This is a genomic window from Hamadaea flava, assembly GCF_024172085.1.
GTDB lineage: Bacteria > Actinomycetota > Actinomycetes > Mycobacteriales > Micromonosporaceae > Hamadaea > Hamadaea flava.
The window spans coordinates 7331818-7353168 of sequence record NZ_JAMZDZ010000001.1; the positions used below are offsets into that span (position 1 = coordinate 7331818).

At 70.4% G+C, this 21351-nt stretch carries 12 protein-coding genes; 6 read left to right on the forward strand and 6 right to left on the reverse strand.

Annotated elements, in window-relative coordinates:
• Positions 1-255: 255 nt before the first annotated feature.
• The 6 genes from HDA40_RS34430 to HDA40_RS34455 all read left to right on the forward strand — a co-directional run bounded on the left by HDA40_RS34430 (position 256) and on the right by HDA40_RS34455 (position 13743).
• On the forward strand, positions 256-1386 hold the full coding sequence (locus HDA40_RS34430) for an ABC transporter permease (protein ID WP_253761967.1): 1131 nt from the start codon (positions 256-258) through the stop codon (positions 1384-1386).
• On the forward strand, positions 1383-2114 hold the full coding sequence (locus HDA40_RS34435; protein WP_253761968.1) for an ABC transporter ATP-binding protein: 732 nt from the start codon (positions 1383-1385) through the stop codon (positions 2112-2114). The genes HDA40_RS34430 and HDA40_RS34435 overlap by 4 nt, the downstream gene beginning before the upstream one ends.
• Positions 2115-2179: 65 nt before the next feature.
• Positions 2180-2764, forward strand: coding sequence for a TetR/AcrR family transcriptional regulator (locus HDA40_RS34440; RefSeq protein ID WP_253761969.1), 585 nt, complete (start codon positions 2180-2182; stop codon positions 2762-2764).
• A 299-nt stretch (positions 2765-3063) separates the two neighbouring features.
• Positions 3064-12414, forward strand: a complete 9351-nt coding sequence (locus HDA40_RS34445) for a carboxypeptidase regulatory-like domain-containing protein (RefSeq protein ID WP_253761970.1) — start codon at positions 3064-3066, stop codon at positions 12412-12414.
• Positions 12415-12581: 167 nt separating this feature from the next.
• Complete coding sequence (locus tag HDA40_RS34450; protein WP_253761971.1) at positions 12582-12812, forward strand: hypothetical protein; 231 nt, start codon at positions 12582-12584, stop codon at positions 12810-12812.
• A gap of 151 nt (positions 12813-12963) precedes the next feature.
• Positions 12964-13743: a hypothetical protein gene (locus HDA40_RS34455; RefSeq protein WP_253761972.1), complete on the forward strand. Its 780-nt coding sequence runs from the start codon at positions 12964-12966 to the stop codon at positions 13741-13743.
• A 33-nt stretch (positions 13744-13776) separates the two neighbouring features.
• Here the strand turns inward: HDA40_RS34455 and HDA40_RS34460 are convergent, their stop codons facing one another.
• From HDA40_RS34460 to HDA40_RS34485, 6 genes are all read right to left on the reverse strand, one after another.
• Positions 13777-13953 carry a hypothetical protein gene (locus HDA40_RS34460; protein ID WP_253761973.1) on the reverse strand — a complete coding sequence of 59 codons (177 nt, stop codon included), beginning with the start codon at positions 13951-13953 and terminating at the stop codon, positions 13777-13779.
• Positions 13950-14489: a GNAT family N-acetyltransferase gene (locus tag HDA40_RS34465; RefSeq protein ID WP_253761974.1), complete on the reverse strand. Its 540-nt coding sequence runs from the start codon at positions 14487-14489 to the stop codon at positions 13950-13952. The genes HDA40_RS34460 and HDA40_RS34465 overlap by 4 nt, the downstream gene beginning before the upstream one ends.
• A gap of 62 nt (positions 14490-14551) precedes the next feature.
• Positions 14552-15781, reverse strand: a complete 1230-nt coding sequence (locus tag HDA40_RS34470) for an RNA polymerase sigma factor (RefSeq protein WP_253761975.1) — start codon at positions 15779-15781, stop codon at positions 14552-14554.
• A complete protein-coding gene (locus HDA40_RS34475) occupies positions 15778-16128 on the reverse strand; it encodes a YciI family protein (protein WP_253761976.1) in 351 nt (116 codons plus the stop codon). Before HDA40_RS34475 ends, HDA40_RS34470 begins: the two co-directional genes overlap by 4 nt.
• A 167-nt stretch (positions 16129-16295) precedes the next feature.
• Positions 16296-16685, reverse strand: a complete 390-nt coding sequence (locus tag HDA40_RS34480) for a hypothetical protein (protein ID WP_253761977.1) — start codon at positions 16683-16685, stop codon at positions 16296-16298.
• Between the two features lie 84 nt (positions 16686-16769).
• Positions 16770-21323 (reverse strand): NIDO-like domain-containing protein, encoded by a 4554-nt coding sequence (locus HDA40_RS34485; RefSeq protein WP_275978370.1) that lies wholly within the window; start codon positions 21321-21323, stop codon positions 16770-16772.
• Between the last annotated feature and the right edge of the window lie 28 nt (positions 21324-21351).

Below are 21351 nucleotides of genomic sequence, written 5' to 3' on the forward strand. Positions count from 1 at the left end.
TCTCCAGTCGCCACCCGATCGGCGACTGCCGGATCGACTGTCGGGCGATGCGATCTCCGGACGGCTACGCACGTTTCCGCGTCACCGAAAGGTGGCCCCTCCACCGGAGATCACCTGGTTCGTCAACGGCAAGGAAGTGACCGCGTGGCGGTACTCCACGACTTCCCGGTCGCCGCGAGGGGCTCCGGCAATCTTATCGACATCGCGTTGGTAAGATGCCGACATGATGTCGATAAGATTCACAGGGGGACGCTGATGTTCCTGGCACTTCGGGAACTGCGGTTCGCCCGGGTGAGGTTCGCCTTGGTAGGCGCGGTGGTCGCGCTGATCGCGGTGTTGATGGTGATGCTGTCCGGATTGTCGGTGGGGCTCGTCCGGGACGGTGTCTCCGGCCTGCAGAACCTGCCGGTGACGTCGTTCGCTTTCGCGCACGGCGTGCAACACGATTCGGCGTTCACTCGCAGCGTCGTCGATATGTCGGCGGTGGACACCTGGCGGGCGCAGCCGGGCGTCACCGACGCGGCCCCGTTTGGGAGCATGCTGGTCAACACCCGTACCGATCGCGGGACGGAGATCGATCTGGCGTTGTTCGGGGTGCAGCCGGACTCGTTCGTCGCACCGGCGGTCGGCGCCGGTGAACGGCTCGGCTCGGCGGACGGGATCGTCGTGAGCCCGACCGCGCTGGACGCGGGCCTGCGCCTCGGTGACGTCGTCACCGTGGCCCGGTTGGGCATCACCTTGCGGGTCGTGGGTGTCACCCGCCAGCAGGACACGTTCGGGCACGTGGACGTGGCGTACGTTCCGCTGTCGCTGTGGCAGGCGATCAAGTCCGACACCCCGCCGGGCACCGCGCTCCCGGCGCATGCCTCGCGGGAGATCACGGCGGTCGCGGTCCGCGCGGACTCCGGGGGGTCCGGGCACCTTGCCGCCGGTGACACGGCGGCGGGCACCGAGAGCCTCACCCGTTCCCAGTCGTACGCCGCCTCGCCCGGGTACACGGCCGAAACGACGACCCTCCAACTGATCCAAGGCTTCCTGTACGCGATCTCGGCGCTGGTCGCGGGTGCGTTCTTCGCGGTATGGGCGATTCAGCGCAAGCAGGAGGTGGCCGTCCTGCGCGCCATGGGCGCCTCGACCGGCTGGGTGTTGCGTGATGCGCTGACACAGGCGTTCATGTTGCTCACCGGTGCCGTCATCGTCGGGGTGGGCATCGGGCTGGCGCTCGGCGTCCCCGTCGCCGGCAGCGGCGTCCCGTTCGCGCTGAGTACGCCCAGCGTCGCGGCCGCGGCGATCGCCCTGATCGTGCTGGGCCTGATCGGTGCGGCAGCAGCTGTCATCCGCCTGACCTCCGTCGACCCCGCGACCGCTCTGGGAGGAAACCGATGAGCCGCAGCGTCGCCCCGTCCGCCACCTCCTCGGTCGGCGACCCCGCGTCGCCTGGATCCGGACTCGTGCTGCAGGCGGTGTATCTGCAGCACGGTGATGCCGCGGAGACCGTGCAAGCCCTCGACGACGTCCATCTCAGCGTCCAGCCGGGTGAGCTGGCCGCCGTCGTCGGGCCGTCCGGCGCCGGCAAATCCAGCCTGCTGGCCGTCGCGGGTGGCTTGGCCCGCCCCGACCGCGGGATCGTCACCGTGGCCGGACACGACATGACCGTCGCGAGTCGGCGTCTCCGCACCAGCCTGCGGCAACGCCACGTCGGTTTCGTGTTCCAATCGGGCAACCTGCTGCCCGCGTTGACCGCCGTCGACCAGCTGCGGCTGGCGCAGCGCATCGCACCACGCGCTGAGCGCGCCGTTCGTGACCCGTACGAGCTGCTGACGGAGGTCGGCATGGCCGACAAGGCCAACCGGCGGCCCGACCAGCTGTCCGGCGGCGAGCGCCAGCGCGTCGGAATCGCCCGCGCGCTCGTGACCGAACCCAGCGTGCTGTTGGTCGACGAGCCCACCGCGGCGCTGGACCGGGCCCGCAGCCACGACATCGTGCAGCTGCTGGCCCGTGAGGCCGCCCGGCGATCGGTCGCGGTGGTCATGGTCACTCATGACCACGACGTGCTGCAATACTGTGACACGGTCTACGAGATGATCGACGGCAAGCTCAGGGCCGACAAATAGCGGCGACAGCGGGCGCGGGCGCAGACCGGCGGACCACGCGCTGCCGGGACGACAGGGGGACGGCAGTGCCGAAGATCCAAGCCTCGACCGTCGCCGAACACCGGGCCACCCAGCGCGCAGCGCTGCTGGAGGCGGCCCGCGCCCTGCTGTCGCAACACCCCGACCAGATCCCCAGCCTCGCGGACGTCGCCGAGCATGCCGGCCTCGCCCGCTCCAGCGTCTACTCCTACTTCAAGTCCCGCGCCGACATGTTCGACGCCCTCGTGACCGACACCTTTCCCCGCTGGTCGGCCTACGTCGACAAGCAGATGGACTCCGCCACCACATCAGGGCAGAAGATCCTGACCTACGTGGAGGCCAACCTGCAACTGGTCGCCCGGGGCGACCACGCGCTCGCGCGGGCGTTGGCCGCGATCGGGGGCAGCGAGACCCTCGCAAGCTCCAGCCGGCTGCTGCACGACAGTCTCGAAGTGCCGTTGCGCACCGCACTGGCCGAGCACGGAGCTGCCCAGCCCGAATACATGGCTGAGCTGATCCAGTCGATCGTCTACACCTTGAGCCGGATGATCGAGAACGGGCTGTCCCTCCGCGCGGCCACGGGCCTGGCCCGGGAGCTGCTTGCCCCGTACGTGGCGCAGAAGGCCGGCTGACCTCAACGGGTGTCGGTGGCCCAGCCCGGCGGGCGCATAACGACTGCACATTTCGCGTACATCGATGCGTTGGGCCCATCCTGCCGTTCCCGAGAAGGAACCGAGGTCAGAAGGCTTGCGTGCGGCGCTCGGGGTGAAGAAGGCAACCAGCGTCGAGGCAGTTAATCGCACACCGGGCACATCTCGTTGATCGTTACATCTTTACGTATACGAAGATCGAATTTACGGTGAGGGGCATTCCCTCGAGCGGCCATCGACACGTTCCACAGGCTGCTGGTCCCGCACCGGAGGTTCGAGACATGCGCGTCGCCCGAAGCTGGTTCACCAGAGCGGTGCTGCCGCTGCTCGCCATCACCCTGGTCGGCGCGCCGGCACCGATCGCCGCCGTGGCGGCACCATCCGCGCAGTCGGCGGCATCGGCGGCGGGGACCTCGCCCCAGCCCGGGGTTCTCGACCTGCTGAGCGGGCTCCCGGTCGAGGCGACAGACTTCGGCGCCGAGCCGGTAACCAAGGGCACCCAGCCGCCGAGCGGCGTGGCCGCAGAGGTACGCGCGGCACTGGCCGACGGCGGCACCGCCAACGTCATCATCCGGCTGCGAGCGCAGCCAGACCTGACCGCGATCACGCGGCGGGCGGCCGACGAGGGCCGGACGGCGGCCGAGACCACGCGCCGACAGCTCACCGTGGCCAGCACCTACATTGGACGGCAGGCCGTGGAGCGGCAGGTCGCCGATGCCGCTCAAAGCGCACGAGCGCGTACCGTGCGCGACGGCATGCGGCAAACCGCCGACGCCTCCCAGCCGGCCGTACGCGGGCTGCTCGCCAGCCAAGAGAAGGCGGGCCATGCTCGCGCCGTCAAGCCGTACTGGATCTTCAACGGCTTCGCCGCCACCGTCGACAAGCAGGCGCTCGACGCGCTCGCCAGCCATCCCGACGTCGCGAGCATCACGCCCGACGTCGAGATCCGGCAGGAGGAGCCCATCGCACCGGCGTCAGGTGAACCGCTGCTGCCGACCTGGAGCCTCGAGTCGATCAACGCACCGGAAACCTGGGGCGAGTACGGCGTACGCGGCAACGGTGTCGTCGTGGGCATCATGGACGGTGGCGCGGACGGCGGCCACCCGGCGCTGCATGACTCGTGGCGCGGTGTCACCGGCGACCCGGCGGCGAGCTGGTACGTGCCGACGGGGGAGAACTACCCGACGCCCGGCGACGGCGGCGGCCACGGCACCCACGTCACCGGCAGCATCGTCGGCTCCGCGCCGGGCGAGCTGACGGGCGTGGCGCCGGGCGCGCAGTGGATCGCCGCGAAGATCTTCCGAGACTCCGGCAGCACGACCGAGTCGATCATCCACGACGCGTTCCAGTGGATGATGGCGCCCGGCGGCGACCCGTCCGCAGCGCCCGACGTCGTCAACAACTCTTGGGGCGCCGACGCGCCGAACGCCACGACGTTCTGGAACGACCTGCTCGCCTGGGAGGCCGCGGGAATCGTCGCGGTGTTCGCCAACGGCAACAACGGACCCGGGCCGGGCACCGTCGGTTCGCCCGGCAGCTATCCGCACGTCATCGGCATCGGCGCGACCGACCAGCAGGACCGCATCGCCGGCTTCTCCAGCCGCGGGCCGGTCACCTGGGACGGCGTCACCCACATCAAGCCCGACGTCAGCGCACCCGGCCACCTGATCCGCTCGACCTGGCCACGGCAGTTGAGCGCGTCCGGATACAACACGATCTCGGGCACCTCGATGGCCACGCCACACGCCACCGGCGTCGTCGCCCTCATGCTCTCGGCCAATCCGGAGCTGACCGTCGCCGAGGTACGCCAGATACTCACGGGCACGGCGAGAGTCGAGTCGCACATGGGCGCGGTGCCCAACAACGCCTACGGCACGGGGATCATCGACGCGTACGCCGCCGTCACCCGGGCCGCATACTCGGGCACCGTCACCGGCCGGGTGACCGGGCCGGACGGCAAACCGCGGGCGGCCACGGTCACCATCGCGGGAGCGTTGACGACCGCCGACCCGCAGACCGGTGCGTACTCGCTGGTGGCACCGGCCGGCGCGCAGGACGTCACCGTCAGCGCGTACGGGTTCGTCACCCACCGTGGCAAGGTCGCCGTCACCATCGGTCAGTCGCTGACGCACGACGTGTCCCTCGTCGCCGCGCCCGACCGGCGGGTCGTCGGCACGGTCACCGGCCCGTCCGGTGCGGTCCGGGGCGCCCGGATCACCGTCAGCGGCACCCCGCTCGACGTCGCGACGACGGACGCCGATGGACGGTTCGAGCTGAGGATCGCCGAGGGCGTCTACCAGCTGCGTGTCGCCGCGGCCGGGTTCAAACCCGCCACCGTCGAGACCACTGTAGACGGTGACGAGAGCCTCCGATTCACCCTGGAGGCATTGAACCAGCCGACCGCAGCGGGCTGGGCGCAGTACCAGAACAACCCGAGCCGGGCCGGCCTGTCCGGTGATCGGATCGCGGGCCGCACTCTGCAGCCGGCCTGGAACGCGGCCACGGGCAGCTCGGTGGTCTTCGCCAGTCCGGTCATCGCCGACGGCCGGGTGTTCCTCGGCTCCGACGCCGGGCGGCTGACCGCGCGCGACGTCGCAACCGGGCGACAGCTGTGGGCCTTCCAGACCGGTCAGGCATTGCGGGGCAGCCCGGCCGTCGCGGACGGACTGGTGTTCACCGGTGGCGGGCTGAGCGGCGGCATCTACGCCCTCGACATCGCCACCGGCAAGGTGCGCTGGCAGGTGCCCACCCCGGATCGCTTGACCGTTTACACGGCGCCTTCGGTCGTGAACGGCGTCCTGTACGCCGCGACCGGGCCGACGCAAGGACGCGCGGACACGGTGTTCGCGCTCGACGCCGCCACCGGCCGGCAGCTCTGGGCCACCGACGTCGGCACGTCGGTCTTCGCCGGCCCAGCCGTCGGCAACGGCCTGGTCATCGTCGGCAACGCCGACGACGGGCAACTCATCGCGCTCGACGCGGCCACCGGAACCCGGAAGTGGACCTACACCCGCACCGGTGACTACTTCATCGGCGGAGCGAGCATCGTCGGCGGCACCGTCTACGTCACGACGACCGACGGCAACAGCGGCGGCAGCATGCTCGCCCTCGACGCCGCCAGCGGCGCGCTGCGCTGGGAGAACAACACCCACGGCGACGGCCAGGGCAGCACCCCGGCGGTCTACGGCGACCTCGTCATCGCCGGGTCGCACGGGCTCGGCTTCGTCGCCGCCTACGACGCGGCGACCGGCAAAGCGGTCTGGCACTACGGGCTCAACGGTGCGGTCAGCGCGTCCGTGCTCGTCAGCGACGACGGCTACGTGATCGGCGGCGCCCAGCTCGACCGGCGGATCTGGGCGCTCGACGCGGCCACCGGCGACCTGGTCTGGCAGGCCACCACCGGCGCGAACGTGACCGCCTCCCCGGCGTACGCCCAAGGACTGCTGGTCACCGCGGACGTCGACGGGAAGGTCTACGCGTACCACCCGACCGGCAAGATCACCGGCACCGTCACCGGGCCGTCCGGCCCGATCGCCGCCACGGTACGCGTACAGGAGACCGGTGCGCAGGTCGCCACCGATCCGGCCACCGGCCGGTTCGAGCTGACCCATCAGCCCGGGCGTGTCACGGTCGTCGTCACCGCGTACGGACTGGCCGGTCAGACCCGCGAGATCGACGTGGTCGCGGGCGAGACCAGCACGCTGGACGCCGCTCTCGTCTCCGTCGGCACCGGCGCGATCCGCGGTGTGGTGCGCGACGAGGCCGGGGCGCCCCTGCCGGGTGCCACCGTCACCCTGGAGTCCACCCCGGTCGGTCCGGCGACCAGCGGCACTGCGGGCGAGTTCACGTTCGCGGACGTCGCAGCCGGCACATATCGCGTCACGATCGCGCTCACGGGCTACGCGCCGCAGACGCGGTCCGTGACCGTCGTGGCCGGGCAGACCGTGGCGGTCGACACCACCCTGAAGCGGTATGACCTGGCGGTCGTCGGCGACTACGAGGGACGCATCGCCGCCGAACTCACCTCGCTCGGGTACTCCGTCCAACCCGCGACCTACGCCGAGGTGACTGCCCGGCCAGGTGATTTCCGCGCGGTCGTGGCCAACGGCACCAGTGGCAGCGATCCCGGACCGGACGCGTTCCGGGCCTTCCTCACCGCGACGGACGCGGCGGGCACCAGCGTGGTCTTCCTCGACCAGTGGTCGCTGGGCTACGGAGCGATCAACCAGCTGAGCAAGCACACTGGCGATCCGCAGGCCCTGCCGGGAGACCTGAACACCTCCGGACGCATCTCCGTCGTCGCCACGACCGCGCACCCGCTGACCGCGGGCCTCACTCCCGGCGCGCGCACCGAGATCCTCGCGCCGCGCGGCGCGTGGTCGGCCTTCACCGGCTACTCCGGCACCACGGTCGCCACCCTGAACACCGACGAATCCGGTGACGTCGGCAGCGCCATCGCCTTCGACCCGCGCGGCACCGAAAGCACCCACGTGCTGCTCGGATCGCTGGCCGCCGCGGCCTCGTGGGGGGTCCCGGCCGACGACTGGCTGCCTGCCGCGCGCACCATCCTCAAGAATGCCATCGGGTACGCCATCGACGCGCGTTACGGCGCTGTCGAGGGCACGGTCACCGATCCGTCGGGTACGCCACTGGCGGGAGTGACGGTGGCGGTGCCCGCGACGGGTGAGCGGACCACGACGGCCGCCGACGGCACCTATCGGCTGCTCGTCACCCCCGGCACGCCGACGCTGCGGTTCACCCGGGTCGGCAGCGCACCGTTCGAGCAGACGATCACGGTGACGGCGGGCGACTTGATCACCGTCAACCCCACCCTGGCGGTCTCCGGCGCCGGCGGCGTACGCGGCGTCGTCACCAGCGGACGCGACGGCTCACCGGTGAACGGCGCATCCATCGTGGTCGAGGGCACCGATCTCGCCGCGACCACAGCCGCCGACGGTGCATACGCCGTCGACCTGCCGGCCGGTACGTACCAGATCCGGACGAGCGCTGCCGGTCATCTGAGCACGACGGCCACGGTCGAGGTCCGGGCCGGCGCCGAAACGGTGTCGAATGTAGAGCTGGCTGCGGCGCCCCGGGTCGCGGTGCTGGGCGACTACTCCGGCGACAGCGTCGTCGCCCTGATGCGGGCCAACGAGATCGCCGCGGAGCCGATCGACTGGACCGATGTCGGGCGGCTGCCGCAGTTGGACGTCGTCGTCTTCAACGACCCGACCGACCCGGGCGCGGCCGTATTCGCCGGCTTCCTCACGGCCATGGACGCCGCTTCGGTGAGCGGGGTCTTCCCCGACGATCGCTACTCCACTGACGGCGGTGCGCGCCTGCTGCGCAAGTACCTGGCCGATCCGAGCGGGACGCTGCCCGTCAGCGGCGAAGGCATCATCTCGTACGCGCCGACCGTCGCCGGGCATCCGCTGTTCGCCGGTCTGCCCGAGCGGCCGGAGATCTTCCGCGCCGGTCGGACCGCCGCGGCGATCGTGGGTTACTCCGGTACGCCGCTGGCCGACGTGCACTCCGAGACGGGCGGCCGGCGTGGGGTCGCCGCCGCGTACACGGTGCGTACCACCGGCAGCGTGCACCTGGTGCTCGGCGGCTTCGCCGGCACGACGCTGCAGGGGCCGAAGGACGACTGGACGCCCGACGGTGTCAAGCTCTACCTCAACGCGATCCGGTGGACCGCCGCACCGGGGCTGGCGGGCGCGACCGGCCGGGTCGTCGGCGTCGACGCCACGGCGCTGCCGGCGACCGTCGAACTTGTCGGCGGCACGCGCCGGGTGACGACCGACGCCGCCGGTGAATACACGTTCCCGCTGGAACCCGGCACACACAGACTGCGGTTCAGCTCCTTCGGCTACACCCCGGTCGAGCGTGAGGTGACCGTCGAGCGCAACGGAACGGCCAGGCTGGATGTCGAGATGCAGCCGGGGACCGTCGGCGGTATCGCCGGGACGATCACCGCGCTGACCGACATCGAAGCCAGCGGCCGGCAGGCGAGCACCGCCGGGCCGGTCGACGGTGCGACGATCACCCTGCTGGGCACCACCGCGCACACCGTCACCGACAGCACCGGGCACTACCGGCTGCCGCTGGTCGAACCCGGGTCATACGAGCTGGAGGTGGCCTCCGACGGCTACGTCCGCACCCGGATACCGGTGACCGTGATCGGCGGCGGCGAGACCGGCGCCGACGCCGCACTGCGCCCGTCGCCGGTGGTCGGCGTCCTCGACGACTTCGAGGGCCGGCTGGCCGCATACCTCTCGTACTGGGGCTACGAGCCGCGTCCCGTCGGGTGGACCGACACGGCGGCACTCGGCGACCTCGACCTGCTCATCGGCAACATGGCGACCTACACCGGGACCGACCCGGGCGCAGCGGGCTGGGCCGCCTTCGACGACGCGCTCAACCGCTCCGGCGTACCGGCCTTGTGGCTGGACCAACTGGGGCGCGGATCGTTCCGCTACCTGAAGGCGTACGAGCAAGATCCTGGTGTGGAAGGTGAGGGACGTAACGACGGCACCGTGACCGCGCACGCGACCGTGACCGGCCACCCGCTGCTCGCGGGGCTGCCGGCGTCGTTCGAGCTGGTGCCGCCGAACAAGGAGTACTCGTGGTTCGGTGAGTTCAGCGGGACCACGATCGCGACCGTGACCTCAGACGACCCGGCGGCGGGCGGCGGCCTCGTGGGCGTGCGGCACCGCGGGGCGCGGGCCGTCGACGTGCTGCTCGGCACGTTGTCGGTGAGCACCTACGGATACCCGGGCTACGGCGACCATCCCGGGCTCACCTGGACCGGCGGCGCGGAGCGGCTGCTGCGCAACGCGCTGTCCTACGCGCTGGACACCGACGGGCGCGGCGGCGAGGTGCGCGGCACCCTGCGTACCGCGGCCCAGGCACCGCTCGCGGGCACGGTCAAGGTCGTCGAGACCGGCGACACGGTGCCCGCGCGGTCCGGTGACGGCACCTTCGTCGTGCCGCTGCCCGCCGGCCGGTGGACCCTTCAAGCGTCGAGCTTCGGGTACGCCGACGCCACGACCGTCGTCGACATCACCGCGGGCGGCGTGGTGACACTGCCGTTGACACTCACCAGCGACCCGGCCGGGACGATCAGTGGGATCGTCACGGGACCGGCGGGCCCCATCGTGGGGGCGGCCGTCGCCGTCGCCGGTACGCCGCTGAGCGCGACCACTGGCTCCGACGGCTCGTACACGATCATCGGTGTGCCGGCGGCCACCTGGACGCTGCGGGTGACCGCTGCGGGCCACCAAGTCGCCACGCGTACCGTCACGGTGCCCGCCGACGGGACCTTGCCGGTGAACGTCACACTGGTGGCCTCGCATCGGGTCGCCGTCATCGCCGACTCGTCCAACGCGATCACCGGACTGCTGCAGCGCGAGGGCTATGCCGTCGAGCAGTTCACAGCGGCCCAGATCAGCACGCTGGTCCCCCGAGTGAGCGAGTTCGATCTGATCATCGTCAACGGATCGGTGAGCACCTCGTACCGTCCGGCGCTGCTCCAGATGATCAACGAAGCGGCCGCCCGGGGCGTATCGACGCTCTATGGTGGACAGTGGGGCGGCGCTGCCGTCGGTGCGCTCTCCGACGTGCGCCACGATCCCACCGCCGTCGCCTACGACTTCGAGCCCACCGACATCGCGTACGTCGTCGGCAAGCCGCACCCGATCTTCGCCGGGTTCCCGGCCGGCGAGCCGGTCGTCGTGCTCACCAACCCCGGCGACAACCAGCAATGGATGACGTACTCGGGATACAGCGGCACCACCGTCGCCGACGCGCGATCGGCGACGACCGACCTCGGCAACGCGGTCGGTTACCGGTTCACCTCGGGGTCCAGCGTCGAGGTGCTGCTCGGCGGCTTGTCGGCCGGCTCCTACGGCCGGCCCGGCACACGGTGGACACCGGCGGCCGAGCAGATCTACCGCAACGCGGTCGCGTGGGCGGTCGACGCGCGACAAGCCGCCGTAGCCGGCGTGGTGACCGGCGCCGAGGGCACTCCCATCGGCGGGGTGCGGGTCACCGCCGTCGAGGCCGGCGCCAGCACGGTGACCGCGGCGAACGGCGCCTACACCCTGGGCCTGGCCGCCGGCACACACACGATCCGGATCGAGGCATTCGGCTACGAGACGACCGAGCGTTCGGTGACCATGCCGGAGAGCGGGACACTGACGCTCGACATCGCCCTGGTGCCGCTGCCCCGAGGCGTCGTCACCGGCACCGTCCGCTCGACGGACGGCACGGTCATACCGGCCGCCACCCTGACGGCCCACGGCGTACAACCCTGGTCGGCGACCACCGGCGAGGCAGGAACGTTCACCGCGGACCAGTTGCTCGAGGGCGACTACACCGTCGACGTGACAGCGCCGGGACACCTGCCAGCGACGGCGTCGGTGACGGTCACCGCCGGCGCGGTCGCCCGGCTCGACGTGACGCTGCGGCCCTACGACGTCGGCGTGCTCGGCGACGCCGACGGAACACTGGTGGCGTTCCTGCGGGCGAACGGCCTGGCGGCCACGGAACTGCCCTGGTCGCGCAGCCTCGATCTCGACGGCTACGACACCGTGGTGGTCAACGGCGGAACGCCGGACAAGGCGACCTACGACGCCGTGGTGGCCGCCGCGGACGCAGCCCGGACCAGCCTCGTCTACACCGGCACCTGGGGCGCGGACCGAGGCGGCCTGCGGCTGCTCGAACGTCACACCGGCAGGATTTCCGTCACCGGGCAGGGCTACGGCGAAGGCGCCGTGACGCTGGCCGGCTTCGACCGCGGGCACCCGCTGTTCGCCGGGCTCGCCGATCCGGCCGAGCTGATCGTCGCGGGCGGCTACTACAGCATCGCGGGCGGCTACGCCGGGAAGCCACTGGCCGAGCTGTCAGTCCGCCGCCCGGACGGGTCGGTGGTACGCGGCCTGGGCGTCGGCTTCGACTGGCGAACGACCGGCAGCGTCGAGGTCGTGCTGTCCGCCAGCGCCGTGACCGAAGCGGTCGGCCCTGACCTGGGCTGGACCGAAGCGGGCCGCCGTCTGCTGCTGAACGCGGTCTCCTGGACGCGCACCGTCTCCATGCCACGCCCGGCACCTCCGGTCGTGAGCGCACCGGCGGTGACCCTCGACGACTCGATCACGGTGTCAGGCACTGCGGACTGGCCGTCGACCGTGCACCTGCGCATCGGCACGAGAGACGTGGCCACCACCTTGACCGCGCAGGACGGCACGTGGACGGCCAAGGTGCCGCTGTCGCTGGGCCGCAACGTGCTGACCGCGACGGCGACGAACGCGGCCGGTACGTCCGCCGCAACCACGCCCGTCGTCATCCAGCGCTGGCATCCCGACTGGACACTGCCCGGCAGTGGCCGATCGCGCCCAGTCCAGCTCCGGCTCGACGGCATCACACCCGGCGGAGCGCCGGCCGACAACGCGATCCTCGTGGTACGCAATGCCCTCGGCGTGGAAACGGCGCGCCTGCCGCTGAAATGGACGACGGACCAGTTCTACCTGGTCGTGCTGAAGAACCTGCCGACCGGCACGTATTCGCTCAGCGCGGAGCTGACCGTCGGCGGCACCACCGTCGTCGCCGACGGCCCGGAGGTGGTGATGGGCTGACCCGGCGAAGCGGGCGGTCGGGTCGCACCGTGAACGCGACCCGACCCGCTCCCGCCGGTTCGGTGATCGTGGGCTTAGCATCCGCGATCATCAACGGATCATGAGGTGCCGTAGACCTCGACGTGCATCGCTGGCCCGTGCCCGAACGGAAAAGCTATTGTTCGCCGATGCCGACCACCGCACAGCCTGACCCCGACGACGAGGGCCTCAGCCTGTCGCAGCGGTGGGCCGCCGAGCGCGTATCCGGTCGAGAGACGTTGCTGCTCGGCGCGATGGCGGTGGTGGCCTGGCCGTTCATCATGATCGGCAAAGCCTTGTACGCGTTGCGCTGGATCGTCCTGGGCCCGTGGGAGCTGATCCAGATCCTTCGCTATCTGCGCCGCAGCCGCGACGAATAGCTTGCGCCCGCGTAACTCCGGCTGCTGCCGACCGTGTTTTGGTTGCTCTACCTGGTGGGTTGGCTGAGCTGGGGATGGGCTACCTTGGGGGCCACGAGCGGACTGCCGAGGCGGCCGCACGTTCTACTGCCGGCCCCGGAAGGTTGCTTCGATGACTTCGTACACCGTGACGATCGCGCCGGACGATCCGGGTCTGCCCACGACGACCATCCGCCTGGACGTCAGCGGCGCTGCGGCGTCGATCCGTGAACTGCGGCTGGTTCCTGGCGCGGCCGGTGGCCTCAAGCCCGGTGAGTTGCCGGTGCTCGACCTGAACCAACTGGTCGCAGCGGTGGTGGCCTCGGTTGCCCCCACGGCCACTTCCGAAGGCGGCACCGGTGCGCGGCGTACGCGGACGAGCCGAGCCAAAGCGAGCGACGCGGCAGATGAACCCGTTGCCCGGCCGACCGAGGTAGGTGCCCCGGCGGCTGCCCGGCGGAAGAAGCCGGCTCGGAAGTCGCCAGCTGCGACGGCACAACCGGCGGCGGCTCCATCCGTGCCGTCGGCACAGTCCGCGCAGTCCGCGCCGGCCGCGCCGGCCAGCAAGGCCGCCGTCGTCAAGGTGACGACGGCAAAGCCGTCTGCCCGGAAGCCGGCGGCCCGGAAGGCGCCAGCCGCAGAGGCTACGACCGCAAAGGCATCCGCCGCGAAGGCATCAGCCGCGACGGCGCCAGCCGCGAAGGCGCCAGCCGCGAAGGCACCGGCCGCGAAGCCGGCCGCAGCACCGAAACCAGGCGGCCGGACGTACCGCCGGATGCCGGAGGACTTCAACGAGGTGCTCCGGCAGGCGGGGGAGAACGCGAGCATCATCGCCGACCACTACGCCGTCCCACGGCACACCGCGTACGGGTGGATCCGTAACGCGCGTGCGAAGGAAGCCGCTACGGCCTGAATAGTCGGCAGGACGTTGCCGGACGCGAGGCGGCTACAGCGTCATCATGTAGCCGAACGCGCAGACGACGGCAGCGAGCCCGGCTATGGCGAACGCGAGCAATGGAGCCCCGACGCTGGTGATCCGGCGAATCATCAGGACCGCGCCGAGCAGCGTCATCTCGGATGAGGCCGCCCGGCCGGAGCCTCCCCGGTCCGGTTCGCGACTCACCTGGAAGGCGTGACCGGGGATCGCATGCCGAGCCATTGTTCGGCATCCCAGGCCGCGAACCGTTCTACCTCAACGAATCCCAGCTTCTGCGCCAGGCGCATCGATGCGACGTTGGCGCTCTGCGTGGTGAGCACCACCGGCTCGCCGGGAAGGGCGCCCGCGAGCCAGTCGAGTGCCGCCGTGCAAGCCTCTGCGGCGTACCCGAAGCCCCATGCGTGGGGCAGGAACAGGTAGCCGAGATCGGCTTTCCCTGCGGCAGCCGGGCTGCGGTGCCCAGTTGCTCGCCTGAGCAGGATCTGGCCGATCATCGCCCCGTCGAGGTCGACGACGAAGTTCCCGGGCCATCGCCTGGGCACCTCGGGCATCGCACGCTCGAGTTCCGCACGCGGCTGGGGGCCACCGACGTACATGTTGACTTCTGCCGAGGCGTACAAGTCGATGAACGCCGCACGGTCCCGCGCCTCGGGCTCGCGGAGCACGAGCCGCGCGGTCCTGATCGGCTCAGGCGGCCACGCGACGTTTGCCAGATCGTCCATCCGCGCAGACTAACCCGATGTCGGTGGTCGTCCGGAATCAGCCATGCTGCGACAGCGACGGGCTACCCGTCCACCTGCTGGGTGAGGAACTCCCGCTCCGCCTCATTGGTCGTCAGAGCCAACGCCTGCGTGTACGCCTCGCGGGCCTCGGCGTCACGGCCCAGCTGCCGCAACAGATCAGCCCGAACCGCAGGCAGATACTGATACCCCGGAAGGTCCAGCTGCGAGATCTCGGCGAGCGCAACCTCCGGCCCGGCCACCATCGCCAGCGGCACCGCCCGGTTCAACGCGACGACCGGCGACGGCCAGATCTTCAACAGCGTGTCGTAGAGCTGCACGATCTGTGCGAAGTCCGTCTCCGCGTACGACGGCGCTTCGGCGTACAAGGAGGCGATCGCGGCTTGCAGCGCGTAACGCCCGATCCGGCCGTCGCGCAGCCCGGCCACGATCAGGTCGTGCGCCTCGGCCATCGCCGCGCGATCCCACAGTGCGCGATCTTGATCCGGCAGGCGCACCAGCCGGCCCGCCGCGTCCACGCGCGTCGCCCGGCGCGCGTCGGTGACCAGCAGCAACGCGAGCAGGCCGGCGGCCTCTGGCTCGTCGGGCATCAGTTCGCGCAGCATCCGCGCCAGGTGCAGCGCGCGGTCCACCAGGTCCGCGCGCACGAGGTCCGCGCCGGACGGCGCGGTGTGGCCTGCGGTGAACAGCAGGTGGACGACCGCGAGCACGCCCCGCAGGCGGTCGGGCAATTCAGCACCATGTGGTACGCGGAAAGGAATGCGAGCGCCCGAGACCTTCTTCTTCGCTCGCGTGATCCGGGCCGCCATCGTCGGTTCCGTGACGAGGAAAGCGCGCGCCACATCTGGTGTGGGAATGCCGCATACCAGCCGCAACGTCAGAGCCACCTGAGCCTCTTGCGCGAGTGCCGGGTGGCAGCAGGTGAAGATGAGCCGCAGTCGCTCGTCGGGGATCTCGTCGTCGTGATCTTCGGCCGGCGGGTGATCCATCACCGTGTCCTCAACGGTCGCCTCGGGCTCCAACAGCAGCGGAAGTTTCGACCGTAGTGTGCGTTCGCGCCGGATCGCGTCCATCGCCCGGCGGCGGGCGGTCGTCGTCAGCCACGCCAGCGGTTGGTCCGGGACGCCGTCACGCGCCCAGCTCTGCAATGCCGCGGCGTACGCCTCTTGCACGCATTCTTCGGCCAGGTCAAGGTCGTTGGTCACCCGCATCGTCGCGGCGAGCACGAGTGCCCAGCCGCGACGATGCGCTTCGGCGACCGCCTCTTCGATCATCCGCGCTGAATGGGCCCGCCACCGGCGACCGGGCGTACCTCGACGCCGCCGCCCATCTGGCAGACCGGGTTGAGCTTCGCGATCGCCAGCGCCGCGTCGAGGTCGGGCGCCTCGAGGATGTAGAACCCGGCGACGATCTCCTTCGCCTCGATGAACGGGCCGTCAGTGATCGCGTCGCCACGCACAGTCGTGGCCAGGTCCCTCGGCGTGAGCGCGTACGCGGCCAGCAGAGCACCTGAGCGCTCCAGCTCCTCGGCGTGCCGGTCGTGCGGTGCGGTGTCCTGCGGGGTCGCGTCCGGTCCGTGTGCGGCGTCGCCGGCGTAGATCAGCACTGCGTACTGGGCCATGATTCGCTGCCTTCCTGGTCGAACATCGTCGGTACGCCTACATGTCGAACGGGCTCCGCGAAATCGACAACCGGTCCGGCAGATTCTTCTCGAGAGTTTTCTCGAGATTCTGAGTCAACTCCCGCACCGTACCCGTCGTCCCTGCTCAGGGCGGAAGTGGTTGCGGCTCAGCTTCCGTATTTTCCGCTGGGTCGTTGATGAGCGCCGGGGACCTCATTGTCGTCCTGGTCGGAGACCGTCGCGAAGAAGGAGGTCACCCAGATCGTGATGCAGTTGGGTTCGTGGACGGTCCCGAAGGGATGGCCGTCCCAGTGGCCGTACGACGTGACGATGACGGACTCGCCGGGCTGGAGCCAGTAGTCCTGCCCGAAGGGTTCGAGCCACAGTTCGAGCAGTTCGCTGCCGTCGTTCTTCACGAGCATCGGCACGGGGTTGCCGAGCGCCTGGATCGCCTCGAAGCTGAAGTCTCCCGCCAGCAGCATGTTTTTGATCAACGGCGCGGTGACCTTCGCCGCCCAGGTCTGGCCCGGCTCGTCTGCTGATCCGTGCTCCGTCATGGTGAGAGCCTGCCATGAGTGCAGGCGCCCGAGTGCGTGACCGCGTCGGTGCGGGGTGAACGCCCCGCACCGACGCCGCCCTGCTCAGGTGGTCGGTGGGACGAACCGCACGGTGATGCCCGGGCGGGCGTACGCGCCGTTGAAGTCGTTCACGTATTGCAGGAAGCGCGAACCAGTGGCGTCTTCGATCCCGACGTTGGCGGGATAGGTCGCGACGGTCTGATACCCGGTCGCCACCTGCCCGTTCTCGTAGAGGGTGACGGAGAACGTGTTGCGTTGGCTCGTCCACTTGTCCTGCACGTTGCGCCACTCGATGATCAGCCGCCGGTTCGTCCCGGACCCGGCCACCGAGGTGCGTACGCTCGCCGACCCGTCGACCACGAAGTCACCCCACAGCGCGTAGACCGCCGCGTTGGGCGTACCGGTGCTCGGCAGCCACGACATGACCGGCGCCGGGACGGCGTCGGTGAAGCTGACGAACCCGTTCGTCGAGACGTACACGCTGCTGTACTGCGTACCGTAGAAGCTGAACGTGAAGGGAAGCGGCACCGTCGCGACCGAGTCGTCGCCGGTGAGCGCGAGCACGGTCTCGCCGGTCTCCCAGACGGATGCCTCGGTGCGGCACGTGTAGCCGTAGCCGTCGGCGTAGCGGGTCATGGTCGTGTCGATGACCTGATCCGCGGTGATGACCACGTCGGTGGTGCGGGAGCGCAGGCAGCCGTCGCCGTAGGCGGCGAGCAGCAGGGTGTGCGTGCCGTCGCCGACTCCGTCGAGCCGGTAGGAGCCGTCGGCGGCGGTCGTGGTCTCGACGGTCAGCCCGTTGGCCCTGATCTTGGTGTTGACCCCGGCCAGCGGTACGCCGGTGGCGTCCGTGATTCGGCCGGTGATCGTGTTCACCGGCAGGGCGAGATCGGCGATAACGGTGGTTCCGACGCCGGGCACTGTGACTGTCCGGCTGGTCGTCGAGGTGCCCTTGACGACCTCGACCGTGTAGTCCCCGGGTTGCAGCGGCAGGACGTAGTGGCCGGTCGCGTCGGCGTGGACCTCTTTCACCTTGCTGCCGTTGCGGAGCCCGCGCACGATCGCGTCGGCGACCGCGGTGCCGTCGTCAGCGTCGGTGACGGCGCCTTGGACCTGGCCGGGTGGCGTGAACCGCACGGCGAGCCCGTCGCGGATCGGATAGAACGTGTCGTCGTAGCGGTAGCCGACCGTCCCGGTCGCGTTCTCGATGCCCAGACGCGCCCGGTAACTGCCCAGCGAGTCGCGTACGCGTATCTCGACGGTGCCGTCCTCGCCGAGCACGATCTCCATCGACACCCGGTCGAGGGTGAATTCGACGAGCGCGTTGCGCCACTCGACGACGAATCGACGGTTGGGCGCCTGGCCGGTGACGGCGGTGCGGACGCTGCCCGCGCCGTCGATCATGAGGTCCTGCCAGAGGGCGTAGATCGCGGCGTTGGGCGTACCCGGTGTGGGGAAGCTGTCGCTGATCTCGCCGACGTCGTTGCCGGTGAAGCTCAGGAACCCGTTGGTCGACACGTACGCCGACGTGTACGCCGTTCCGTACAGCCGGAACGGGAACGGCAGGGTCACGCCGGTGGTGGCTTCGTCGGCGGTCAGCGGCAGCACCCCGGTCGCGTCGACGTACGCCGCGTTCACCGGCCGGCACTGGTAGCCGAAGTCGTCGTACCGGGTGGTCACGGCGAAGTCGGCGGACTCGTCCCCGTCGACGGTCATCGTCGAGGCGCTGCCGAACACGCACGGGCTGCCGACCGAGACGTTGTACGAGCCGAGCGGCACGTTCGTCATCCGGTACGCGCCGGTGTCGTCGGTGGTCGCCGTGAACTCGGCCAGCCCGGTGAACAACCGCACCCGCTGCCCCGACGCCGGATTGCCCCGGTCGTCCCGGACGATCCCGCTGATGGTCTTGCCGGACCCGGACATCGCCAGATTGCGTACGGCGACCTCGCCCTCCGCCGTCAGCGTCACGTCCGCGCTGCCCATCAGATAGCCCGGCAACGTGTACGTCAGACTGTAGGCGCCCGCCGGCAGCGCGACCGCGTACTTCCCAGTGTCGTCGGTGGTCTTGGTCGCGACGAACTCACCCGCCCGATACGCCGAGACCGTGACCCCGCTGAGCGCATGGCCGTCCTCGGCGTCGGTCACCGTGCCGGTCACGGTCGCCGGCGGCCGGAACACCAGCGTCGCGCCGGGCTCCAGGGCCACTTCGTTGTACGCGTACTGCAGGCCGACTGTGCCGGTGGAGTCCTCGACGCCGATCGACGCGCTCGCACCATGGGCCTGCGTCTCGGCCGACAGTGACTGGTAGCCGAACTGGACCCGGCCGTTCTCCGACAACACCGCCTCGAACGTGACCCGCCCCGGCAACCCGTAGAACGTCGCGTTGCGCCACTCGACCACGAATCGGCGATTCGGGGCGGTGCCGACGACCGTGGTGTAGATCCCGGCGGCCGAGTCGACCACCAGGTCGTCCCAGAACGGATAGAGCCCGGCGTTCGGGTACGCGGTGGACGGGATCGGACGGTTCGTCGAGGAGTACACCGCGCGGTCGAACGTCAGGAAGCCGTTCGTGGTCACCGTGACCGTCGTGTAGGTCCGGCCGTAGAGCGGGAACGGGAACGGTGTCGCGATCGTCGTCAGCGCCTGATCGCCGGTCAGCGCCAGCAGATCCGTCCCCGGCACCCATTCCGACGCCGTGGCCTGGCACGTGTAACCCGAAACATCCGGTCTCGGCGGCACCGCCAGGTCGGTGACCTCATCGCCGTCCACGACGACGCGTTGCAGGGTGGCCGCGGTGCAGCCGCCGTCGGTCACGCTGACGTCGTAGGCGCCGTCCGGCACGCCGGTGAAGTGGTACGCCCCGTCGACGCCGGTGACGACGGACGGAATCGGCGTGCCGTCGAGGCGTACGGTGACGCCGTGCACCGGCCCGCCGCCGACGTCCCGCACGACACCGGTGACGGCGTGCCGGGGCGCCTGCCCCAGTGCGACGTTGACCACGACCGTGGTGCCGGTGGTCACCTGGACGGTCCGCTGCGCGGTCAGGAACGCGAACTTCGCATACGTCATCTGGTACGCGCCGACCGACAACACCATCCGATAGGTGCCGTCCGCCGCAGTGGCGACCCCGTAGCGCGACGACGATCCGCTGCCGACGTTCACGCTGACCCCGCCGAGCGGCAAGCCGGTCACCGCGTCCGTCACCACGCCGGACAGGACACCGGTCGGACCACGTGGCGAGCGTTCGACTGCGGCGTACGCGTCGAGGCGGCCCTCGCCCCACACGTTGTTGTCGGCGATGGTGCCACCGCACGAGGTGTCGGCGGTGTCGATGGCGCTCTGGTCCAGCAGATTGCGAGTCAGTCCTACGTCACCGCGTAGGGCGGGCGCGGCCGACCACATCAGTGCGACGACTCCGGCGACGTGCGGGGTCGCCATCGACGTGCCGCTCCACGACTCGTACCGGCCGCCCGGAACACTGGAGCGGATGCCGGAGCCGGGGGCGGCGATGTTCGGCTTGATCTCCCCGTCGAACACCGACGCGCCCCGACTGGAGAACGGTGCGATCGAGTTCGAGCTGTCGAACGCGCCGACGGCGTACGAGTTCTGGTAATCGCCGGGCGATCCGGCGGTGCCGCAACCCGGACCCGAATTACCGGCCGCGAACGCGGGGAAGATACCGACCGACGTCCACGCGTTGATGATGTCCTGGTAGAAGTCGTCGCCCGGTCCGCCGCCCCAGGAGTTGTTCACGATGTTCGGCGCCAGGTCGGGACGCGGGTTGTTGCCGGAGAGATCGGTCGGGGCCATCACCCACTGCCCGGAGCGGATCAGCGCCACGTCGGAGCAGGAGTCGCTCTCACAGCCCTTCGCCGAGATCCACTTAGCCCCGGGTGCGACGCCGATCACCGTGCCGGCGCCGTCGTCACCGGTCATCGTGCCGGTCACATGCGTACCGTGACCATTGTTGTCGCACGGCACAGGACTGGGACAGATGTGGCTGGGGTCGAACCAGTTGTAGTTGTGGTTGAAGGCGCCACCGAGGTTGCCGCGATACTGCCGCGTCACCGCGGGATGGGTGAAGTCGACCCCGGTGTCGATGCTCGCCACGACCACGCCTTCGCCGGACACGCCGAACTGCGCCCAGGTCTGCGGTGCGCGGATCCGGTCGAGGTTCCAGTCGACCGCCGCGTCAGCGGAGACACCGGTGATCGGCGTGGGAATGTGCCGCTCGCCGGCCAGGCGTACGCGCCGCACGTCAGCGCGACCGGCCAGCTCCCGGATCACCTCCGCCGAGGCACTGCGAACCAGGACGGTGTTGACGATCCAATACGGCTCGTACGCCACCTTGCGGCGGGCCAGCGCTGTGCGTACCCCTGCCTGAGTGTTCTCCGCGGTGGTGATGAGCGCCTGGCGGCCCCGGGCCACCTGCTCGCCGTGAGTGCGACCGGCAGCCGGACCACTGAGCGTCGCCTTCGCGCGGAGCATGACGAACACGTCGGCGGTGTGCTCTTGCGCGAGGCGTGTCGTCACCGCGGCGTCGACCGTGGCGGGGAGTGGGCGGGCGGTGGGCGTGGCGCCGGTCAGCCCGCTCAGCACGAGCAGCGGGACCAACATCCCGGCGAACGGGAAACGACGACGGCCC

Excerpts from the sequence above, each read along its gene's own strand:
- HDA40_RS34470 (WP_253761975.1), bottom strand. The coding sequence starts at position 15,781 with ATGATCGAAGAGGCGGTCGCCGAAGCGCATCGTCGCGGCTGGGCACTC.
- HDA40_RS34465 (WP_253761974.1), bottom strand. The coding sequence starts at position 14,489 with ATGGACGATCTGGCAAACGTCGCGTGGCCGCCTGAGCCGATCAGGACC.
- HDA40_RS34455 (WP_253761972.1), top strand. The coding sequence starts at position 12,964 with ATGACTTCGTACACCGTGACGATCGCGCCGGACGATCCGGGTCTGCCC.
- HDA40_RS34435 (WP_253761968.1), top strand. The coding sequence starts at position 1,383 with ATGAGCCGCAGCGTCGCCCCGTCCGCCACCTCCTCGGTCGGCGACCCC.
- HDA40_RS34450 (WP_253761971.1), top strand. The coding sequence starts at position 12,582 with ATGCCGACCACCGCACAGCCTGACCCCGACGACGAGGGCCTCAGCCTG.
- HDA40_RS34480 (WP_253761977.1), bottom strand. The coding sequence starts at position 16,685 with ATGACGGAGCACGGATCAGCAGACGAGCCGGGCCAGACCTGGGCGGCG.
- HDA40_RS34475 (WP_253761976.1), bottom strand. The coding sequence starts at position 16,128 with ATGGCCCAGTACGCAGTGCTGATCTACGCCGGCGACGCCGCACACGGA.
- HDA40_RS34485 (WP_275978370.1), bottom strand. The coding sequence starts at position 21,323 with ATGTTGGTCCCGCTGCTCGTGCTGAGCGGGCTGACCGGCGCCACGCCC.
- HDA40_RS34445 (WP_253761970.1), top strand. The coding sequence starts at position 3,064 with ATGCGCGTCGCCCGAAGCTGGTTCACCAGAGCGGTGCTGCCGCTGCTC.
- HDA40_RS34430 (WP_253761967.1), top strand. The coding sequence starts at position 256 with ATGTTCCTGGCACTTCGGGAACTGCGGTTCGCCCGGGTGAGGTTCGCC.